Origin of the sequence: Loktanella gaetbuli, from assembly GCF_020531945.1 — a bacterium.
GTDB classification, from domain to species: Bacteria; Pseudomonadota; Alphaproteobacteria; order Rhodobacterales; family Rhodobacteraceae; genus Loktanella; species Loktanella gaetbuli.
Genome location: NZ_JAJATZ010000001.1, coordinates 339,207 through 358,615 on the forward strand (window position 1 = coordinate 339,207; position 19,409 = coordinate 358,615).

The 19,409-nt window shown below is 61.9% G+C and carries 23 protein-coding genes; 17 read left to right on the forward strand and 6 right to left on the reverse strand.

The features are described 5' to 3' along the window. The first annotated feature begins 18 nt into the window (after positions 1 to 18). The 3 genes from obgE to LGQ03_RS01725 are packed head-to-tail and all read left to right on the forward strand — an operon-like array spanning position 19 to position 3,430. Positions 19 to 1,065 carry a GTPase ObgE gene (gene obgE, locus LGQ03_RS01715; RefSeq protein WP_226747003.1) on the forward strand — a complete coding sequence of 349 codons (1,047 nt, stop codon included), beginning with the start codon at positions 19 to 21 and terminating at the stop codon, positions 1,063 to 1,065. After that, positions 1,053 to 2,177, forward strand: coding sequence for a glutamate 5-kinase (proB, locus tag LGQ03_RS01720; RefSeq protein ID WP_226747004.1), 1,125 nt, complete (start codon positions 1,053 to 1,055; stop codon positions 2,175 to 2,177). Before obgE ends, proB begins: the two co-directional genes overlap by 13 nt. Then, complete coding sequence (locus tag LGQ03_RS01725) at positions 2,174 to 3,430, forward strand: glutamate-5-semialdehyde dehydrogenase (RefSeq protein ID WP_226747005.1); 1,257 nt, start codon at positions 2,174 to 2,176, stop codon at positions 3,428 to 3,430. Before proB ends, LGQ03_RS01725 begins: the two co-directional genes overlap by 4 nt. Here LGQ03_RS01725 and LGQ03_RS01730 read toward each other — a convergent pair. After that, positions 3,390 to 4,034 (reverse strand): histidine phosphotransferase family protein, encoded by a 645-nt coding sequence (locus LGQ03_RS01730; RefSeq protein WP_226747006.1) that lies wholly within the window; start codon positions 4,032 to 4,034, stop codon positions 3,390 to 3,392. The two genes, LGQ03_RS01725 and LGQ03_RS01730, sit on opposite strands and share 41 nt — an antisense overlap. Positions 4,035 to 4,066: 32 nt before the next feature. Between LGQ03_RS01730 and LGQ03_RS01735 the strand changes: the two genes are divergently transcribed. From LGQ03_RS01735 to LGQ03_RS01745, 3 genes are all read left to right on the forward strand, one after another. Next, the gene (locus LGQ03_RS01735) at positions 4,067 to 4,249 is read left to right on the forward strand and encodes a DUF3553 domain-containing protein (RefSeq protein ID WP_056031934.1); all 183 of its coding nucleotides are present in this window, start codon (positions 4,067 to 4,069) and stop codon (positions 4,247 to 4,249) included. Between the two features lie 134 nt (positions 4,250 to 4,383). Next, positions 4,384 to 5,154, forward strand: coding sequence for a GNAT family N-acetyltransferase (locus LGQ03_RS01740; protein ID WP_226747007.1), 771 nt, complete (start codon positions 4,384 to 4,386; stop codon positions 5,152 to 5,154). After that, positions 5,138 to 5,971: a lysophospholipid acyltransferase family protein gene (locus LGQ03_RS01745; protein WP_226747008.1), complete on the forward strand. Its 834-nt coding sequence runs from the start codon at positions 5,138 to 5,140 to the stop codon at positions 5,969 to 5,971. The genes LGQ03_RS01740 and LGQ03_RS01745 overlap by 17 nt, the downstream gene beginning before the upstream one ends. Here the strand turns inward: LGQ03_RS01745 and LGQ03_RS01750 are convergent. Beyond that, complete coding sequence (locus tag LGQ03_RS01750) at positions 5,943 to 6,566, reverse strand: thiamine phosphate synthase (protein ID WP_226747009.1); 624 nt, start codon at positions 6,564 to 6,566, stop codon at positions 5,943 to 5,945. The genes LGQ03_RS01745 and LGQ03_RS01750 overlap by 29 nt on opposite strands. A 209-nt stretch (positions 6,567 to 6,775) precedes the next feature. Here LGQ03_RS01750 and LGQ03_RS01755 point away from each other — a divergent pair, with 209 nt between their 5' ends. The 4 genes from LGQ03_RS01755 (at position 6,776) to LGQ03_RS01770 (ending at position 10,709) form a co-directional block, all read left to right on the forward strand. Then, positions 6,776 to 7,504 (forward strand): RNA methyltransferase, encoded by a 729-nt coding sequence (locus LGQ03_RS01755; protein ID WP_226747010.1) that lies wholly within the window; start codon positions 6,776 to 6,778, stop codon positions 7,502 to 7,504. 63 nt (positions 7,505 to 7,567) lie between these two features. Next, positions 7,568 to 8,284, forward strand: a complete 717-nt coding sequence (locus tag LGQ03_RS01760) for an SGNH/GDSL hydrolase family protein (protein ID WP_226747011.1) — start codon at positions 7,568 to 7,570, stop codon at positions 8,282 to 8,284. A gap of 77 nt (positions 8,285 to 8,361) precedes the next feature. Further along, positions 8,362 to 9,507 (forward strand): heme A synthase, encoded by a 1,146-nt coding sequence (ctaA, locus tag LGQ03_RS01765; RefSeq protein ID WP_226747012.1) that lies wholly within the window; start codon positions 8,362 to 8,364, stop codon positions 9,505 to 9,507. After that, entirely contained in the window at positions 9,504 to 10,709 is a 1,206-nt protein-coding gene (locus LGQ03_RS01770) for a carboxypeptidase M32 (RefSeq protein ID WP_226747013.1), read from the forward strand. Before ctaA ends, LGQ03_RS01770 begins: the two co-directional genes overlap by 4 nt. A gap of 74 nt (positions 10,710 to 10,783) precedes the next feature. On the opposite strand, the gene LGQ03_RS01775 is transcribed toward LGQ03_RS01770, so the two are convergent. After that, complete coding sequence (locus tag LGQ03_RS01775; RefSeq protein WP_226747014.1) at positions 10,784 to 11,563, reverse strand: enoyl-CoA hydratase; 780 nt, start codon at positions 11,561 to 11,563, stop codon at positions 10,784 to 10,786. A gap of 51 nt (positions 11,564 to 11,614) precedes the next feature. Here LGQ03_RS01775 and LGQ03_RS01780 point away from each other — a divergent pair, with 51 nt between their 5' ends. Continuing rightward, positions 11,615 to 12,037: a PaaI family thioesterase gene (locus LGQ03_RS01780; protein ID WP_090159403.1), complete on the forward strand. Its 423-nt coding sequence runs from the start codon at positions 11,615 to 11,617 to the stop codon at positions 12,035 to 12,037. A gap of 6 nt (positions 12,038 to 12,043) precedes the next feature. Here the strand turns inward: LGQ03_RS01780 and LGQ03_RS01785 are convergent, their stop codons facing one another. Then, positions 12,044 to 12,271, reverse strand: a complete 228-nt coding sequence (locus LGQ03_RS01785) for a DUF1127 domain-containing protein (RefSeq protein ID WP_226747015.1) — start codon at positions 12,269 to 12,271, stop codon at positions 12,044 to 12,046. 91 nt (positions 12,272 to 12,362) lie between these two features. Here LGQ03_RS01785 and LGQ03_RS01790 point away from each other — a divergent pair, with 91 nt between their 5' ends. The 6 genes from LGQ03_RS01790 to LGQ03_RS01815 all read left to right on the forward strand — a co-directional run bounded on the left by LGQ03_RS01790 (position 12,363) and on the right by LGQ03_RS01815 (position 17,913). Next, positions 12,363 to 13,763 (forward strand): aminotransferase-like domain-containing protein, encoded by a 1,401-nt coding sequence (locus tag LGQ03_RS01790; RefSeq protein WP_090159405.1) that lies wholly within the window; start codon positions 12,363 to 12,365, stop codon positions 13,761 to 13,763. A gap of 171 nt (positions 13,764 to 13,934) precedes the next feature. Beyond that, on the forward strand, positions 13,935 to 14,396 hold the full coding sequence (rplM, locus tag LGQ03_RS01795) for a 50S ribosomal protein L13 (RefSeq protein WP_056031966.1): 462 nt from the start codon (positions 13,935 to 13,937) through the stop codon (positions 14,394 to 14,396). After that, positions 14,396 to 14,902: a 30S ribosomal protein S9 gene (rpsI, locus tag LGQ03_RS01800; protein ID WP_226747016.1), complete on the forward strand. Its 507-nt coding sequence runs from the start codon at positions 14,396 to 14,398 to the stop codon at positions 14,900 to 14,902. Before rplM ends, rpsI begins: the two co-directional genes overlap by 1 nt. A gap of 94 nt (positions 14,903 to 14,996) precedes the next feature. Further along, positions 14,997 to 15,872 (forward strand): ABC transporter permease, encoded by an 876-nt coding sequence (locus tag LGQ03_RS01805; RefSeq protein WP_226747017.1) that lies wholly within the window; start codon positions 14,997 to 14,999, stop codon positions 15,870 to 15,872. Next, a complete protein-coding gene (locus LGQ03_RS01810) occupies positions 15,869 to 16,669 on the forward strand; it encodes an ABC transporter permease (RefSeq protein ID WP_056031971.1) in 801 nt (266 codons plus the stop codon). The genes LGQ03_RS01805 and LGQ03_RS01810 overlap by 4 nt, the downstream gene beginning before the upstream one ends. Further along, positions 16,666 to 17,913: an ABC transporter ATP-binding protein gene (locus LGQ03_RS01815; RefSeq protein WP_226747018.1), complete on the forward strand. Its 1,248-nt coding sequence runs from the start codon at positions 16,666 to 16,668 to the stop codon at positions 17,911 to 17,913. Before LGQ03_RS01810 ends, LGQ03_RS01815 begins: the two co-directional genes overlap by 4 nt. On the opposite strand, the gene LGQ03_RS01820 is transcribed toward LGQ03_RS01815, so the two are convergent. Continuing rightward, positions 17,910 to 18,527 carry a TetR/AcrR family transcriptional regulator gene (locus tag LGQ03_RS01820; protein WP_090159642.1) on the reverse strand — a complete coding sequence of 206 codons (618 nt, stop codon included), beginning with the start codon at positions 18,525 to 18,527 and terminating at the stop codon, positions 17,910 to 17,912. The two genes, LGQ03_RS01815 and LGQ03_RS01820, sit on opposite strands and share 4 nt — an antisense overlap. Then, entirely contained in the window at positions 18,520 to 19,401 is an 882-nt protein-coding gene (gene ppk2, locus LGQ03_RS01825) for a polyphosphate kinase 2 (protein WP_226747019.1), read from the reverse strand. Before ppk2 ends, LGQ03_RS01820 begins: the two co-directional genes overlap by 8 nt. Positions 19,402 to 19,409 lie beyond the last annotated feature (8 nt).

Genomic DNA, 19,409 nt, shown 5'->3' on the forward strand with positions numbered 1-19,409 from the left:
CGCAAAAGGCGCCAAGACATGAAATTCCTCGATCTCTCCAAGGTCTATATCCGTTCTGGCGGCGGTGGTGCGGGCTGCGTGTCGTTCCGGCGCGAGAAATTCATCGAATATGGCGGCCCTGATGGCGGTGACGGCGGCAACGGCGGATCGGTCATCGCCGAGGCGGTGGACGGTCTGAATACGCTGATCGACTTTCGCTATCAGCAGCATTGGTTCGCCAAATCCGGCCAGCACGGCATGGGCAGCCAGAAAACCGGCAAATCCGGCGAGGACGTGATCCTGCGGGTTCCCGTCGGCACGCAGATCCTGGACGAGGATCAGGAAACCATGATCGCCGACATGACCGAGGTCGGTCAGCGTGTCGTCCTGGCCAAGGGCGGCAACGGCGGCTGGGGCAACCTGCATTTCAAATCCGCGACCCATCAGGCGCCGCGCCGTGCAAACCCCGGCCAGGAGGGCGTTGAACGGACGCTCTGGCTGCGGCTGAAACTGATTGCGGATGCAGGATTGCTGGGGATGCCGAACGCGGGCAAATCCACCTTTCTTGCGGCGACGTCCAATGCGCGCCCGAAAATCGCGGATTATCCCTTTACCACGCTGGTGCCGAACCTGGGCGTCGTGGGTGTGGATGGTGTCGAATTCGTCGTCGCGGACATCCCCGGCCTGATCGAAGGCGCATCCGAAGGGCGCGGTCTGGGTGACCTGTTTCTGGGGCATGTGGAACGGTGCAACGTGCTGTTGCATCTGGTTGATGGCACCAGCGGCGATCCGATGGGCGACGCCAAGACGATCATTCACGAAATCCAGTCCTATGCGACGGAACTGGCCTACAAGCCGCGCGTGACGGTCCTGAACAAGATCGACGCGCTGGACGACGAGGAACGCGCCTTTCTCAAGGAAGAGATGGAAACGGCGCTTGGCACCGAGGTGCTGATGATGTCGGCCGTCAGTGGCGAAGGTGTGGTCGAGGTCCTGCGCGCCCTGCGCACCCAGATCGACGAGGGCCGTCTGCGCCACAAGATCGCCGAGGAGACCCCCCAAGAGGACGACACGTGGCAGCCCTGACCGACGCAAAGCGGCTGGTCGTCAAGATCGGGTCTGCCCTGCTGGTGGACCGCGCGACAAACGGTCTGCGCAGGGATTGGCTTGCCTCGCTGGCGCAGGATGTTGCCAGGCTTCGCGCACGTGGAACCGATGTGATCCTCGTCTCATCGGGATCAATCGCGCTGGGGCGCGGCGTGCTGGGATTGCCGGCAGGCGACCTGCCGCTGGAACAGAGCCAGGCCGCCGCTGCCGTGGGTCAGATCCAGCTGGCGCAGGCCTATCAGGATGTACTGGCGCCGCTGGGGATCACCACGGCGCAGGTGCTGGTGACCCTGGACGACAGCAGCGACAGGCGTCGCTATCTCAACTCGCGCGCCACGCTGGCAACGCTTCTGTCGCTGGGGGTGGTGCCGATCGTAAACGAAAACGACACCATTGCCACCGATGAAATTCGCTATGGCGACAACGACCGGTTGGCCGCACAGGTCGCGGTGACCGTGGGGGCCGATCAGCTGGTGCTGCTGTCGGATGTGGATGGGCTGTACACGGCAAACCCGAATACCGATGCAACGGCCCGGCATATTCCCATCGTCGCGGCGTTGAACAGCGACATCCTTGCCATGGCGGGTGACGCGGTTTCGGGGCTGTCCAAAGGTGGCATGAAAACCAAGGTCATGGCCGCGCGGGTGGCGACCGAGGCAGGCTGCGCGCTGGCCATCACATTGGGTTCACCTCTTAACCCTTTGTTGCAGCTTGAAAATGGTGCGCGGAGCACATGGTTCACAGCCCAGATCACGCCGCAGGCCGCGCGCAAACGCTGGATTGCGGCGATGAAACCGCGTGGCACGCTGGTCCTGGACGCAGGCGCCATCGCAGCCCTGAACAGCGGCAAAAGCCTGCTGCCTGCCGGGGTCACGGCGGCCAGAGGTGATTTCGAACGGGGCGACCCTGTCGATCTGGACGGGCCAACCGGGGTGCATCTGGGGATCGGCCTGTCGGCCTATGCCGCCAGCGAGGCACGGATCATCGCAGGTCATCAAAGCGGTGAAATCGCAGATTTGCTGGGCTACAAGGGACGCCCCGCGCTGGTTCACCGCGACGACATGGTGCTGTCAGACAGGGGAACGACATGACCGAAAACGCCACAGACATGATGAACCGCATTGGCACCGCCGCGCGCATCGCGGCCCGCAGTCTGGCCATGGCCTCCGCACAGGCCAAGACCGACGCGCTGACGGTTGCCGCCGATACGGTATGGGCCCAGCGCGATGCGATCATCGCAGCCAATGCCAAGGACATGGCGTTTGGCCGGGACAAGGGCCTGTCGGATGCCATGCTGGACCGCCTGATGCTGGATGAGGACCGGATCGCGGGCATCGTCGCTGGTCTGCGGGCCGTCGCGGCACAGGATGACCCGATCGGAGAGGTCATCGCGGACTGGGACCAGCCATCGGGCCTGAATATTCGCCGCGTGCGCACACCCATTGGCGTGATCGGCGTGATCTACGAATCGCGGCCCAATGTGACCGCGGATGCGGGCGCGCTGTGCCTGAAGTCTGGCAATGCCGTCATCCTGCGCGGCGGGTCCGAGAGTTTTCATTCATCCGGCGCGATCCATGATTGTCTTGTGGCGGGCCTGCGGGCTGCGGGACTGCCCGAGACTGCGATCCAGCTGGTGCCGACTCGCGACCGGGCTGCAGTGTCGGCCATGCTGGCAGCCGTTGACCATATCGACGTGATCGTGCCGCGTGGTGGCAAGGGTCTGGTCGGGCTGGTGCAACGTGAGGCGCGTGTGCCTGTCTTTGCGCATCTCGAAGGGATCTGTCACGTCTATGTCGATGCTGCAGCCGACCCGGCCAAGGCCACGGCTGTGGTGCTGAATGCCAAGACCCGCCGGACCGGAATCTGTGGCTCTGCCGAATGTGTGCTGATCGATCGCGCCTATTGGGATGCTCAAGGCCCCGACCTGATCCGGGCATTGATGGAGGCTGGTGTCGAGGTCCATGCCGAAGGCGACGCAGCGATCACCGGCACGGTCAAGGCCGTGGCCGAAGATTTCGGGCGCGAGTTTCTGGACATGATCATCGCGGCCAAGATTGTGGATGGTGTCGAAGACGCCATGGACCATATCCGCACCTACGGGTCGGGTCATACCGACGCGATCCTGACCGAGGACGATGCGACGGCAGAGGCGTTTTTTCGGGGCCTCGACAGCGCGATCCTGATGCGCAATGCCTCGACCCAATTCGCCGATGGGGGCGAATTCGGCATGGGGGCCGAAATCGGGATTGCCACCGGCAAACTGCATGCGCGCGGCCCGGTGGGGGCTGTGCAACTGACCAGTTTCAAATATCTGGTGACAGGTGACGGGACGGTCCGGGGCTGATTGCCGCATCCGGTTCGCGAAATTGCATGGATATCGTGGTGTCCGACTGCATGACTGTCAGCGTCAGACCCGCCTCGAGAACAGCACGCGGCAGCAAGGCAAACTGGACCTGTGCTGCGGAATGAACATGTTCCGTCGCCAGATCCTCTAGCGGCAACCACAGGGCAGGATCGGCGGCGATGCGGTCTGCATTCGCGATCACGTGAAGTGTATCGTCCAGCATCACGGTAATCTTGCCACCCCCGGGCATCGCGGATTCCATGCATTGTGCGGACAACAGGGCAATCCGCGCCAAGGGCCGCGACATTTGTCCCGTGATGGTCCAGTCGTATTGCATACGTCCTGCAGCGGCCATGTCCCGCAGGATCGACGACACCTCTGTCCCGGCGACGGTCTGGTCTGCATGCGCAGCACCATAGGCAATGCGAAAGAATCGGATGCGCGCGCTGGCCTGTCCGACCGACCCGCTGATCAGGTCCATTTCATCTGCCCCGCCGCCGCCGCCCATCGAAAGCAGTTCGACCCCATTGCCGATCGCGCCGATCGGACTGATAAGGTCGTGGCAAATACGCGATCCCACCAGTGTTGCCAGATCACGCGACACGGGATCGTCCCCCAAGCCCAGGATGATGGACCATGCCGCACGACCTGAACGACATGCTGGAACCGGGGATGCTGGTCCAGAACCCGGACGCGCCGCATTGGGGCACCGGCCAGGTGCAGTCCAACATCAACGGCAAGGTCACGGTCAATTTCCGCGAAGAGGGCAAGGTCGTGATCGACGCAAAGCAGGTCATGCTGATCCCGGTCTATGAATAGCTGCAATCATTGGTAGCAGGGTGCTGAAATCGATCAACCCTGCCACGCACAGCATGCAAGCAAATGGTTTCCAACTGGTTAAGCGGTGCCTATATGTCCGGCGTGCGGAATGGCTTTGAACAAAGGGGGATTTGATGCTGGCAATCGCGCCATCCTTTGCATTGCGTTATGCGCGTGGCGCTGATGATCTCGCTGCCGTGCAACGGTTGAGATACGAGGTCTTTGCCGCCGAACTGGGTGCGGCCGGTCCGGGGATCTGCCATGTCGCCCAGCGCGAAGCGGATGCGTTCGATCCCTTTGCCAGCCATCTCATGCTCGAGGATCTCGCAGGCGATCGTCCTCATCTCGCTGGTGTCTACCGGATCATGGACCGCACGCAGGCCGCGGCGGCGGGTGGCTTTTCCTCTGCTGCGGAATTCGACCTTGGACCGCTGATCGACAGTGGTCGGCCATTGCTGGAATTGGGGCGGTCCTGCCTGCGCCCCGCATATCGCGGTGGACGCGCGATGCACGTGCTATGGGCCGGCCTGGCCGCCCATATCCGGACAACGGGTGCCGAGGTATTGTTTGGTGCCGCATCGTTTGCGGGGACTGATCCCGATGCCCTGTCGGGGCCTTTGCAGATGTTGATGGCCGATCACCTTGCACCATCCGAGCTGCGCACCCGAGCATGGGGGCCGGGTGCCGTCAGGGTGACACCTGCAGGACAGGGCGACCGCAAGGCCGCGCTGCGTGCCACGCCGCCACTGATCAAGGCCTATCTGCGCATTGGCGGGGTCGTGGGGCAGGATGCCTATGTCGATCGTCATTTCGGTACGACCGATGTTTGCATGATCCTTGATGTCACGACCCTGCCGCCTCAGGTGGCGGCGCAATACGGACGGCACGGTGACCTGGGCCGTTGAACCTGCACCGGAGCCTGTACGCTTGGACCTGCGCGACTGGTTGCGGGTGCTGCGGCGCGGAGTGCCGATGGCAGCTCTGGTGTTCGGCGGGTTGGCATTGCTGTTGCTGATCCGCGTGATCGAGCGTCCACTTCATGGACATGAACGCCCCTGGACGCCGCATTTGACCCGTGTGGTCTGCGTCGGCGCGTTGGCATTGATGGGATTAAGGCGGGTGCAGGTGGGCACGCCCATGCGCGGCGCTGGCGCATTGGTCGCCAATCACGCAAGCTGGCTTGATATCTTTGCGTTGAATGCCGGCAGTTGCGTGGCCTTTGTCGCCAAATCCGAGGTCGCAGGCTGGCCGGGTATCGGCTGGCTGGCCCGCGCGACGGGGACCCTGTTCATCGCGCGGGACCGCAGGCGGGCGCGCGATCACGTCGATGCCATTGCGGGCAGGCTGTCGCAGGGTCAGACGCTGGTGTTTTTCCCCGAAGGCACGTCCAGCGACGGTCTGCGCGTCTTGCCGTTCAAGCCCACCCTGTTTGCCCCGTTCATCGGGTCAGGGACGGTATTGCAGCCGGTCACGTTGGATTACCGCGCCCCGGCGGGGGGCGACCCAAGATCCTACGGCTGGTGGGGCGACATGGATTTCGCCCCGCATCTGCTGGCCACGCTGGCACTGCGCCGTCAGGGGCAGGTGACAGTGACGTATCATGCCCCCGTCATTGCGGACGCCGGGACCGATCGCAAAGTCATCGCGCGTCAGATGGAACACACCGTCCGGTCTGCCTTGACCGCGCAACCGGTCAGCGGAACGCTGCCTGAAGGGTTCTGAGCGCCGCCGCCGCGTCATCCTGGGACCAGATTTCGTCGCCGATGCCAAAGAAATCGGTATGCGGTGCGATCTGCGCAATCAACGCCGCGTCCAATGCGCCCTCGGCTACGACCGGCACCTCGATCATCTGGCTCCACCAGTCGAACAGTTCCAATTCGGCGCGCGCACCGTCATCCAGTGCGGTCTGCCCCACCGGGCCAAAGCTGACGTAGTCGGCGTTCAGCTCTCCGGCTGTCATGCCGTCGTGGCGCGACTGCGCGCAGTAGGCACCGACGATGGCGTCCTCGCCCAGCGTCTTGCGTGCAGCAGCAACTCCCCGCGACCCATCCAGCAGGTGGACCCCGTCCAGACCGTGCCGCGCAACCAGCCCGGTGTGGCGTTCGATCACCAGCGCCACATCACGGGTTTCGGTGACCGCACGCAGCGCATCGGCGGCGCGACCCAGACGGTCCTCGTCGCGGGTGGCCAGCGCCATGCGCAGGCAGGCGACCGGCACGGCATCCAGACAGGCCGCCAGCCGGTCGGGATAGGTCATCAGATCGATTTCGGTCGGCGTGATCAGGTAAATCTGCGGAAAGTCTTCGGCGTCGGTCATGGCGTGTGTCCCTTGCGGATGTCGCGCACACTTAGGGTGATTGGCCCCTGTCTGTCCATGCCGGACCGCCATTTCGGTGATGGTGATGCGCCGAAACGCATCGCGCCAGGCATCCCGTTGCTGTCTGATCCGTCGCCTCGGGCCTTGCACGGTGCTTGTTCGCGGCTTGCGTCTCCCTTACAGGGGCGCGACCCAACCGGAAAATCGCAATGACCGATCCACAACCCGCATTCGTTTTGATCCGTCCTCAGATGGGCGAAAACATCGGTGCCGCTGCGCGCGCGATGTGGAATTTCGGGTTGGACCGGATGCGGCTGACCGCACCCCGCGACGGCTGGCCGAATCCGGCGGCAAATGCTTTGGCATCCGGGGCAGGGCGCCTGCTGGATGCAGCCCGGTTGTTCGACACCACCGCTGAAGCGCTGAAGGATTGCCATTACACCTATGCGACCACGGCCCGCCCGCGCGAGTTGACCAAGCCTGTGATGACCCCCGAACAGGCGATGCAGGATGCCGCCGCGCGACTGGGACGGGGTGAAAGGGTCGCGGTCATGTTCGGACCGGAACGTGCAGGGCTGGAAAATGCCGATATCGCGCAGGCGAATGCGATCATTTCAGTGCCGGTGAACCCGCAGTTTCCGTCGTTGAACCTGGCGCAATGTGTGCTGCTGACGGCCTACGAATGGCAACGCGTCAGGGACGACAGCCTGCGCGACGCCTTTGCGCAGCCCGATCTGGCCACGGGTCAGGAAATCGAGGCGCTGTCGCGCCACTACGAGGACCAGCTGGACACGTCAGGATTTTTCTACCCCGACCACAAGGCCGAGAGCATGAAGCTGAACCTGCGCAACATGTGGAGCAGGATGTCCCTGACATCGCATGACGTGCGGATGTTGCACGGTATGCTGCGCCAGCTTGTGCGCGGTCGGAGTGAATAACATCAGACGCCACGTCATTACGGGCGGACTTGCCGGGGTCTGATCTGCGCCTAACTTCAGGGCATGAAACCCGCCGATCTTGCCATTGCTCCACTCGTTGCCGTTCAGGCCCTGGCCGTCAAGGCGCTGGCGTCCCGCATGCCAGAAGCCGAAGGTCCGCGTCACGGCGAAATCGGGACAGGACCGGCCCTGCGCATTCTGATTGCGGGCGACAGTTCTGCAGCCGGTGTCGGTGTACGTACGCAGGCCGAGGCCCTGGCCGGACAGCTGACCGCTGCCTTGTCGCGCCATCACCGTGTCGACTGGTTCCTGCACGCTAAATCCGGTGCGACGACGGCCTCGACGCTGCGACGCATGCGGTTGGTGCCGAAACGGGCGTTTGACGTGGCATTGGTGGCGCTTGGGGTCAATGACGCCAAGAACGGTGTCCGCGCAGGCGCGTTCGAGACGCGCTATCACCGTATTCTGGACCAGCTACGTGATGATTTCGGCGTAGGACGCGTCTATCTCAGCGGCATGCCGCCCGGTGATCTGGTCCCCATGATGCCCAACCCGTTGCGTGACCTGCTGATCGGCAGGCTCGAACACTTTGACCAGATGTTGCAACGCATCGCCGCAGAGCGGGGTGGTACAGCCGTTCATCTGCCGTTCGACGTGACGCGAGACCCATATCTCATGGCACCCGACCGGTTTCATCCCGGCCCGCGCATGTATGCGGAATGGGCGTCACTGGCCGCGACTGCCATTCACCGTGATGCTGTTCACTTGCCACGCCACTGACGACCCGCGACAGTCGTGCACCTTGCCCCCGGCGGTCCCCCTACATAGGGTGCGCGCAGCACGAACCGGAGGCCGACATGGCACAAAAAACCCGCAGTATTTTCGAAGAGGTGGGCACCACCCAAAAGCAGGTCGCAACACCCGGCGGCATCGATGCCCGCGGACAGGGTGCGCGCGGCGCAATTCGCATCTGGCTGATGATGCTGTTTGCGCTGCTGGTTGTGATGATCGCCGTGGGTGGCCTGACCCGCCTGACGGATTCGGGGCTGTCGATTACCGAATGGGCCCCGATATCGGGTGCCGTGCCGCCCTTGAATGACGCCGACTGGCAGGCGGAATTCGAGGCCTACAAGCAAATCCCTGAATATCAGTTGCAAAACGCCGGCATGTCGCTGGCGGAATTCAAGGTGATCTACTGGTGGGAATGGGGCCACCGTCAGCTGGGGCGGGTGATCGGTCTGGTCTGGGCCATGGGCTTTTTCGGGTTCTTGGCTGCGCGCAAGATCCCGCAGGGCTGGACGGGGCGGTTGTTTTTCATCGGTGCGCTGGGTGGTCTGCAAGGGGCGATTGGCTGGTGGATGGTGTCCAGCGGTCTGACGGGCGAACAGTTGGACGTGAAATCTTACCGCCTTGCGACGCACCTGGGGCTGGCCTTTGTCATCTTTGGGTTCATCACGTGGTACATCATGAAAATCGCGCGGCGCAGCGCGGATCTGCTGACGGCGCGGCGGGCCAGTGATGCGACATTGGTGCGGCTCACGACCGTTCTGATCGGTCTGACGTTTCTGCAGATCATCCTGGGTGCGCTGGTCGCAGGCATCGACGCGGGTCGCGCCTATCCCGATTGGCCCCTGATGGCCGGTGGGTTCCTGCCGCCCCAGATGTGGGAATTGTCGCCCGTCTGGCGCAACCTGTTCGAAAACAACGGCACGGTGCAGTTCATCCACCGGATGAGCGGTTACTTCTTGTTCGTCTTTGCCTTGTTCGTCTGGTGGCGTAGTCGCCGCAGCGCGAATACACGTACGCGGCAGGCCTTTGCCCTGATGATGGGGATGATGGTGGTGCAGATGGTCATCGGGATCTGGACCGTCATGATGATGGCGCCCGCGCATATCGCGATTCTGCACCAGTTCGGCGCGGTGGTTCTGTGGGTGCTGGTGCTGCGCACGCGGTTCGTGTCGCGTTATCCCTTTGCCCAATCCGTCCGAGAGGCCCGCGCATGACCACTGCCTACGATGACCTGATGGCGTTCCAGCGCGAAACATCGCGCGCGCACCGCATCTGGGCACAGGCCCGTGCCGACGAGGACGTGGCCGCGTTTCTGCCTGCGCTGTCGCGGGTGCTGGATTTGCGCCGCGAAGAGGCCGCCTGCATTGCCGGCAACGCCGATCCCTATGATGCGCTGCTGGACGACTATGAGCCGGGGGCGACAGGTGCGCAGTTGTCCGCGATGTTTGGCGCGCTGCGCCCACGGCTGGCCGCACTGCGCGCCGCCATTCTGGACCGACCCGCAGCGCCGAAACTTTCAGGTGATTTCCCGGAGGCAGGCCAATTGGCGCTGAGCAGGGAACTTGCGCTGGCCTTTGGCTATGACCTGAGCCTTGGCCGGATCGACAAGGCCGTGCATCCGTTTTCCAGCGGGTCCGGACTGGACGTGCGGATCACGACGCGCACGGCGGCGGATGATCCTTTCAACTGTTTCTATTCCACCGTCCACGAGGTCGGTCACGCCTGCTACGAGCAAGGGATCGACCGCACCCATCTGCTGACCCCGGTCGGCGGGGGCGTGTCCATGGGGGTGCATGAAAGCCAGAGCCGGATTTATGAAAATCAGCTTGGTCGGTCAGAGGCATTCACCGGATGGCTCTATGGTCGGATGCGCGACACCTTTGGCGATATTGGTATCACGAACCCAGCTGATTTCTACGCCTGCGTGAACAGTGTCGGGTCCGGCTTTATCCGGACCGAGGCGGACGAGGTACAATACAATTTGCACGTCCTGCTGCGGTTCGATCTGGAACGCGCGCTGGTCAGTGGCGATCTGGCCGTGACTGATCTGGAGGCCGCGTGGAACGATCGTTTCATGGCCGATTTCGGATTTGCCGTGGACAAGCCGTCAAACGGCGTTTTGCAGGATGTGCATTGGTCCGAAGGGCTGTTCGGCTATTTCCCGACCTACACCTTGGGCAATGTCTATGCCGGATGCCTGTATCAGGCGTTGCGCGCAGACGTGCCGACGCTGGATGATGATCTGGCGCGCGGTGACACGTCAGGGGCCACAGGTTGGCTGCGGTCCAATGTGCAGCAATTCGGCAGTCTGTTCGCGCCCGTCGATCTGATCACCCGCGCTGCGGGGCAGGCACCGTCCGAGGCACCCTTGCTGGCATATCTGGAGCAGAAATTCGGCGGCATCTACGGATTATAGCGGCGAGGGGGCGCTGCCCCCACTGCGGATTTCATCCGCAGCCCCCCGGGATATTTGCAAAACAGCGATGCCAATCAGGACCAGTCGGGGTCACGTTTTTCCAAGAACGCCGCGATGCCTTCTGCCGTGTCGTCATCGGCCATGTTCTGCACCATGACATCGCCCGTATAGGCATAGGCCTGCGCAGTGGGCATCTGGGCCTGCGCGTAAAAGGCCTGTTTGCCAATGCGCACCGCAGTGCTGAGTTTCTTGGCGATCCCGCCAGCCAATGACCGTGTGTCGCGGGTCAGGTTGTCCAGTTTGGCCGTACGGTTGATGAGGCCCAGATGCTGGGCTTCGTCAGCTGAGAGGAAGCGTCCGGTTGTCAGCATCTCGAAGGCGGGTTTGGCCGCGATATTGCGGGTCAGTGCCACCATCGGCGTCGAGCAGAACAACCCGATGTTCACACCATTCACCCCAAAGCGCGCATCCACACTGGCTGTCGCAAGATCGCAGGTCGCGACCAGCTGGCATCCGGCAGCGGCGGCCAGGCCGTGGACCTGCGCGATGACGGGCTGGGGCAGGGACTGGATACGGGTCATCATGGCCGTGCAGCGGTCGAACAGGGCGCGCAATTGCGCGGGGCCAACCGCGCTGGCGCGCATGGCCTGCATTTCCGACAGGTCGTGGCCCGCACAAAACGCACGGCCCGCGCCCTGGATGATCACCACCCGGATCGCGTCATCTGCTGCGATCCGGTCCAGTTCCGCGTGCAGTGCCGTCAGCATCGCGACCGAGAGCGCGTTCAGCTTGTCCGGATCGTTCAGGGTCAGGGTTGCAATCTGGTCTTGATCCGTGCGCAGCAGGATTGTCATGGGGATGTGTCCGTGGTTGCCTGTCCCCAGACTAGGTGAGGGGACGCGCGAATGGAACTGAAGATGACGCCGGATGATCTGTGCGCGTTTCTGGACCGGGAATTTCCGCAGGTGAGCGCAGATTTTGCGATTGATGCGCTGACAGAGGATCAGTTGACCGTGCGGCTGCGCGTGGGCGACCGCCATTTGCGGCCCGGCGGCACGGTATCTGGGCCGTCGATGTTTGCGCTGGCAGACGTGGGGGTCTATCTGGCCGTGTTGGCCCGTCTGGGACCGGTGGCATTGGCGGTGACGACGAATTGTTCCATCGACTTCATGCGCAAGCCTGCGGCGGGTGTCGATCTGATCTGTCGGACCAAGCTGCTGAAATTGGGGCGATCCCTCGCTGTCGGTGATGCGCTGATCTATTCCGACGGGCTGGATGCGCCTGTGGCGCGGGCGACGCTGACATACGCCATTCCGCCCGCACGCTAGGCCAACTCAGGGCTGATAGAACGGCTTGGCCGCCTCGCGCCGCGCCGCTGTGGCGGTCAACCCGATATCGCGCAGCTGCGCCGGGTCAAGTTTGCGCAGATGTTTGCGGGTGCGGTGTCGAAGATCCCAGATCGTCAGCATCACGGCCAGCGACACGCAAACCTGTGCGGCCTTTGGCAAAACGGTCTGACCGTTCAACAGGGCAAGCTGGGCAGGGTTTATCGCATGTGACATGACGTGACCTTTTCTAATTGTATTGACACAATATGCTAATCTGCATAGGTCAGGGATACAAATTGAATACAATCTGTTCCAGAGAAACATTGTGACCGATACAACTTGGGTTCCCGATCTTGACGCGCTGCCGGACCGGCGCCCGAAATACGACCGTCTGGCTGCAGCGATCCGTACGGGTATTGCGGGCGGTGATCTGGTGCCGGGGCAAAAGCTGCCCCCGGTGCGGGATCTGGCGTGGAAGGTCGGGGTGACACCCGGTACAGCCGCGCGTGCATATCGATTGCTGACGGATGCCGGGGTGCTGACGGCAGGCGTGGGGCGCGGCACCTATGTGGCCGAAACCAAATCCCCGCCAAGCCCGGTGCTGTTGGCCGAGCATGTCTTTGATGCAAGTGGCGACGTGAACCTGTTCAGCCCGAAAATGCCGGATCTGGGGCAGGGACACCTGATTGCGACGCTGGCCGCGCAGGTGGTCGCACAGATGCCTGCGGACCGTTTGATGCGCTACCCCAGCCGTGTCACCGATCTTGCGGCGCGTCAGGCCTGCCTCGCGGGGCTGCACGCTGATGTGGGGCCTGCCGATGTGGAAGATATCGTCGCGACCAACGGCGGTCAGAACGCGATTGTCCTGATCTTGCAAACCATCCTGCGCGGTCCTGCACCCGTGATGCTGGGCGATGCGATCAGCTACAACGGGTTTCGCAGTGCCGCCGAAATGTGCCGGGCAGAGCTGATGGCCGTGCCTTGGGATGACGAAGGTCCCGATCCGCAGGTTTTTGAAAATCTGGTGCGGCAGCATGGCGCACAGGTCTATTGCACGGCGTCAGAGGTGAACAACCCGACAGGTCAGGCCACATCATTTGCGCGCAGACAGCAGATTGCAGCGATTGCCAAGGTTCACGGTGTTCATGTGATCGACGACGATTGTTACGCAAGGATCGACCGCGTGGGCCCCAGCTATCGCGCATTGCTGCCTGATCTGGGCTGGCATGTGGCCAGTCCGTCCAAGACGATTTCGCCTGCCTTGCGGATCGGGTTCGCAGTGGCACCCAAGGCGCATGCGGCAGCGCTGGTCCGGTCTGCCATCGGGCAGTCGTTCGGTGTCTCTCCCTTGCTGACAGATCTTTATGCGGCTCTGATGCGGTCGCCCGAGATTGACGGAATCGTGCAGGCGGTCCGGGCGCGGATCGATCGGGATGTGGGTGTGGTCGTGACAACCTTTGCCGATTGCGCGCCGGGCTATGCACCGGGCATTCCGTTTGTCTGGCTCGTGTTGCCGCGGACATGGCGGGCCAATGATTTCGTAGCAGCGGCCAAGGCGCGCGGCATTCATCTGAAATCGTCGGAATCGTTCCTGCATCGTGACAGCCGGATGGTGCATGCGGTGCGGATCGCAGTGAATGGACTGCTGGCACCCGACCGATTTGATGCGGCAATTGCGGACCTGCGGGATCTGATGGACACGCCGGCGGCACGGATCTCGGTCTGATAGGGGGTAAGTGTGAGGAATTTGTGGGGTAAATAGATACCTTAATTTCAAGGTGTTGATTTTGCTATGTTTTGCCGGATATCTGGCGCTTGACGTGGCTTGCAGCTGCCGTATAAGCCGCTCATCCGAATGACGGGCCCCGCGTGGCCCCTTAGACCTCTGGTGAGATTAATGAAAACTTATACCGCGACCCCGGCGGATATCGACAAGAAATGGATCCTGATCGACGCCGAAGGCCTCGTTCTGGGCCGTCTTGCATCCATCGTGGCCATGCGCCTGCGTGGCAAGCACAAGCCTTCCTTCACACCGCACATGGATATGGGCGACAATGTCATCATCATCAACGCCGACAAGGTGCAGATGACCGGCAAAAAGCGTGAAGAGAAATTCTACTGGCACACCGGCCACCCCGGCGGGATCAAGTCCAAGACCAAGGCTGACATCCTCGAGGGTGATCACCCCGAGCGCGTTCTGTTCCAGGCCGTCAAGCGCATGCTGCCCGGCAACAAGCTGCGCAACAAGCAGCTGACCAACATGCGTATCTTTGCTGGTGCAGAGCACGGCATGGAAGCCCAAAAGCCCGAAGTTCTGGACGTCGCGTCCATGAACAAAAAGAACACGAGGACCGCATAATGGCCGATCAGATCAATTCTCTGGAAGAGCTGGGCGGCGCAGTCACCGCTGACATCGGCGGCGTGCAGGGCACTGACGCGGAAACCGTCGTTGCACCGCGTGAATCAGTCAAGGACGAGTTCGGCCGCAGCTATGCCACCGGCAAGCGCAAGGACGCCGTTGCACGCGTCTGGATTAAGCCGGGTTCCGGCAAGGTCACCGTCAACGGCAAAGAGATGAACGCCTATTTTGCACGCCCCGTGCTGCAGATGATCCTGGCACAGCCGTTTTCTGTCGCCGGCGTTGCTGGTCAGTTCGACGTTGTCGCCACCGTCAAGGGCGGCGGCCTGTCCGGTCAGGCCGGTGCGGTCAAGCATGGCGTGTCCAAGGCGCTGCAACTGTTCGACCCGTCGCTGCGTCCGGCCCTGAAGGCCGCAGGGTTCCTGACCCGCGACAGCCGCGTCGTCGAGCGCAAGAAGTACGGCAAAGCCAAGGCCCGCAAGAGCTTCCAGTTCTCCAAGCGTTAAGCCTTGCTGCAAAATTGTGCAAAGGGCGGTCCTATCGGGCCGCCCTTTTGTTTTGTCCATTGATCTTTCGCGTGAACGCTTTGAACATGAAAACATGAGCGTGGGAACTTCACTTACACAGGATCAGTCACGGGCGATTCGCCTGCTTGGCGTGCCATTCGTCTATGCGGTGCTGCTGCTGGCGGTACCGCTGGGTGCGATCGTGTTGTTCAGTTTCTGGACGCAGGATTTCATGGCCGTCGATACGACGTTCACTCTCGATAACTACCGCGAAATTGCGGACAGCCCGATCTACGCGATGCTGTTGCAGCGGTCATTGATGGTGTCGGGAATCGTGACGGTCGTGACGGTCGTGCTCGCCTATCCGGTCGCCTATTTCATCAGTTTTCATGTGACCCCGTCGAAAAAGTCGCTGTGGCTGTTTCTGATCACCATTCCGTTCTGGACCAGCTATCTGATCCGGGTGTTCCTGTGGAAGGTGATCCTGGGCTACAACGGGGTCATCAACTCTGGCCTGATACAGGTCGGCCTGATCGAAGAGCCGCTGACGTTCATCCTGTATAACGTCAACGCAGTCATCATCACGCTGGCCCATGCCTTTGCGCCATTCGCGATCCTGCCGATCTTTGTCGTGCTGGAGAAAATCGATCGGTCCCTGCTGGAGGCGTCCCAGGATCTGGGCGAGAGCAGGTTGTCGACGTTTTTTCGCGTGACCTTGCCGCTGTCGATGCCCGGTGTCGTGGGTGCCGTGCTGATCGTATTCATTCCGACAGTGGGTGATTACGTGACGCCCGAACTGATGGGCGGTGCGGGCGGCAAACTGATTGCCAACATGATCCAGACCCAGTTTTTGCAATTGAACAACGCACCGCTGGGCGCTGCACTGGCCATCGTGGCGATGCTTTGTGTCACGGCCATCGCGCTGGTGTTCGTCTTTCTGAACCGCCGCTGGCTGAGGGGTCGCCGATGAGTTTGCGCGTCTATGCCATTGCCTATCTGATCTTTCTCTATGCGCCGATCGTGTTGTTGCCGCTGTTTGCGTTCAACGACGCCACCATCATCGCCTTTCCGCTGTCGGGGTTCACGACGGAATGGTTTTCCGCGCTGAAAACAAATGGATCGTTGCATGGGGCGCTGACGAATTCCCTGATCATCGCGGGCTGTACGGCTGTCTTTTCCACGCTGTTGGGCATGTGCGCGGCGCGGGCGGCCGCCATGTCGCATTTTCCGGGCAAGGGGGGCATCACCGGGTTCGTCATGTTGCCACTGGTGCTGCCTGAAATCATTGTGGCGGTGTCCTTGCTGGTGATCCTGCGGCAGGTGCTGGGCCTTGATCTGGGGAACTGGACCATCATCATGGCTCATGTGCTGATCTGCACGCCGTTTTCCATCGCCATCCTGAACGGTGCATTCGGCAACCTCGACCCGTCGATGGAAGAAGCGGCGCTGGATCTGGGCGAATCCCGCTGGTCTGCGTTCCGGCTGGTGACGCTGCCGCTGGTCATGCCGGGCATCATTTCATCCATGCTGATTTCCTTTACCATTTCGCTGGATGAATTCATCATCGCGTTTTTCCTGACCGGGTCTGACCCGACCTTGCCCGTCTATATCTGGGGATTGCTGCGGTTCCCGGCACAGCTGCCCGTCGTCATGGCGCTGGGGACGATCCTTGTGGCGCTGTCCATCATCCTGCTGACGATTGCAGAACTATTCCGCCGCCGTGGGATCAAACGGTCCGGCGCCAAAGACACCGGGGGTTTCCTGTGACCGACCTGATCAAGCTGCGTGGCGTAAACAAGTATTACGGTACCTATCACGCCTTGCGCGATATCGACCTGACGATCCGTGCGGGTGAATTCTTTTCCCTGCTCGGCCCGTCGGGCTGTGGCAAGACGACCTTGCTGCGGGTCATCGCCGGTTTCGAGGGGGTGTCTGACGGGACGGTCATGATATCAGATCGGGACATGGCCAATGTGCCGCCAAACCAGCGCCCGACAAATATGGTGTTCCAGTCCTATGCGATCTTTCCGCATCTGACGGTCGCGGAGAACGTGGCCTTTGGCCTGCGCAAGCGTTCGGACATCGCTAAATCTGCGCGCGCCGGTCTGGTCGAAGAAGCCTTGGAAATGGTGGGATTGGGCGGCTACGGCAAACGGGCCGCACACGCCCTGTCGGGCGGTCAGCGTCAGCGCGTGGCCCTTGCACGGGCCTTGATCCTGAAGCCCAAGGTTTTGCTGCTGGACGAACCGCTGTCGGCGCTGGACAAGAAAATGCGCGAACACATGCAGGTGGAATTGATCCGCCTGCAACGCCATGTCGGCATCACGTTCATCCTTGTGACCCATGACCAGGAAGAGGCACTGGTGATGTCTGACCGGATTGCGGTCATGTTCGCAGGCGAGATCGGCCAGATGGACGATCCTGAAACGCTGTATCGTCGCCCTAAGAGCCGCCGCGTCGCGGAATTCATCGGCAAGATGAATTTTTTGCCAGGGCAGGTGACCGCACTGTCGGCGGCGGGCGAGGCGTCCAGTGGCGCACCCCTTGCAGGCCATGCGCCCGGTACGGTGCCGCCGAACCGGACAAACCGCCTGCTTACGGACCTGATGGACAAGATCGCACCGGGGACAGAGGCAAATGCAGACACGGACACGGCCGAGGAGGCCGCTGCTTCACCGGAGGTGATGACGGTGGACATCGCCGGTCTGGGCGCGGCTCAGATCAGCGTGGATCAGGCACCCGAGGGCGCAAAACTGGGCGAGGTCGCCGTGGGTATCCGTCCTGAAACGCTTGCCATTCTGTTCGAAGGCGAAATGCCGAAACGCCATGAATGCCCGGGTGTCGTGGACGAGGTCGTGTATTACGGCGATATGACCTATTACGATGTGCGGATCAAAGACGTGCCGCAACCACTTACGATTGCGATGAAAAACCTGATCGGCAGGCCTGTGCTGGAGGTTGGCGCCGCCTGCCGTGTCGCCTGGGATGACCGGGCGCTGGTGCTGTTCTAGGCGTCCGGCGGCAGGATACCCAAACCGCGCAGGTAAATGCCGATCCCGGTTTCCAGCAGATCGTCCGGTGGATAGGGGCTTTGCGTGCCGGGCGCGCCACGGGCGAACAATTCGACCACTCCATGCGACAGGGCCCAGATATGGGCCGCGAACATCTGTGGTGGCGGTCTGCGGTCGGCGGGCACATGCTGTGACAGCACGGCGGCGGCGGTTTCCATCACACCTAACGCGCGACTGGCGGTTTTATAAAGTTCGGTCGAGCGATTGATCGAAATGCCACTTTCGAACATGGCGACGTAGTGACCGGGGTGTTCACGGGCAAAGGCAAGATAGGCCTGACCTGTGTTCAGGAACGCTGTCAGCGCCGATGGCTTACCGTTGTCGTATGCGGTTTCCATGCGGTCGGCAAAGATCGCATAGCCTTGCAAGGCAGCCTCTGCGATCAGATCCTCGCGCCCTTCAAAATGGCGATAGACGGCTGCGGGCGTGACGCCTGCCTCGCGCGCAGCCTCTGACAGGGTGAATCCCGTGGGTCCCTTGACCTTGATCAGGTCCAGACAGGCTTCGACCAGTGCCTGCGCGAGGTTGCCGTGGTGATATCCGCGTTTAGCCATGACCACGGGCGTGCCACAGGTCGGGTCCGCCGACAATGGCTTGGTCGATCTCTCCCAGCGCGGCCATATCCTTTTGGTCGTAGTTGATCCCTGACAACACGGCGCGGATCGCGTTCAGGCGCGCGCGGCGTTTGTCGTCGGTCATGATGACGGTCCAGGGCGCTGCGGTGGTATGGGTCCTGTCCAGCGTTTCACCGATGGCCGTGGTGTAGTCGTCCCAGCGCGACAATCCCTTGACGTCGATGCCGGACAGTTTCCACTGTTTCAACGGGTCGCTTTCGCGGGCCAGAAAACGGTTCAATTGTTCAGCGCGACCCACTGTCAGCCAAAGTTTGAACAGCTGCACGCCGTCATCGACGATCATTTCCTCGAACGGATTGACCTGATCGAACCAATGGGCGCGTTGCGAGTCGGTGCAGAACCCGAACACCTTTTCCACCACGCCGCGGTTGTACCAGGACCGGTCAAAGAAAGTGACATCACCTGCGGCGGGCAGGTGCTTGATATAACGCTGAAAATACCACTGCGACGCTTCATCCTCGTTCGGTTTGGACAAGGCCACGGTATGGGCGGAACGCGGGTTCAGGTTTTCGCGGAAACGGCCGATGGTGCCGCCTTTGCCTGCCGCGTCGCGGCCCTCGAATACGACGGCGATGCGTGCGCCCGTGGCCTTGGCCCAGGTCTGCATCTTGACCAATTCGATCTGCAACAGATGCAGCTGGTCCTCGTAGTCGGATTTGTCCATCCGGTCGTCATGCGGATATCCAGCGGTCAGGATGGGCTTACCGTCGCTTTCGGCAATGGCCGCGCGCACGGCCTCTGGCGCCTCGTTTTCGTGGAATGCGCTGATTGCGCCGTCAAAGGGAAGTGTCATGGCCATAT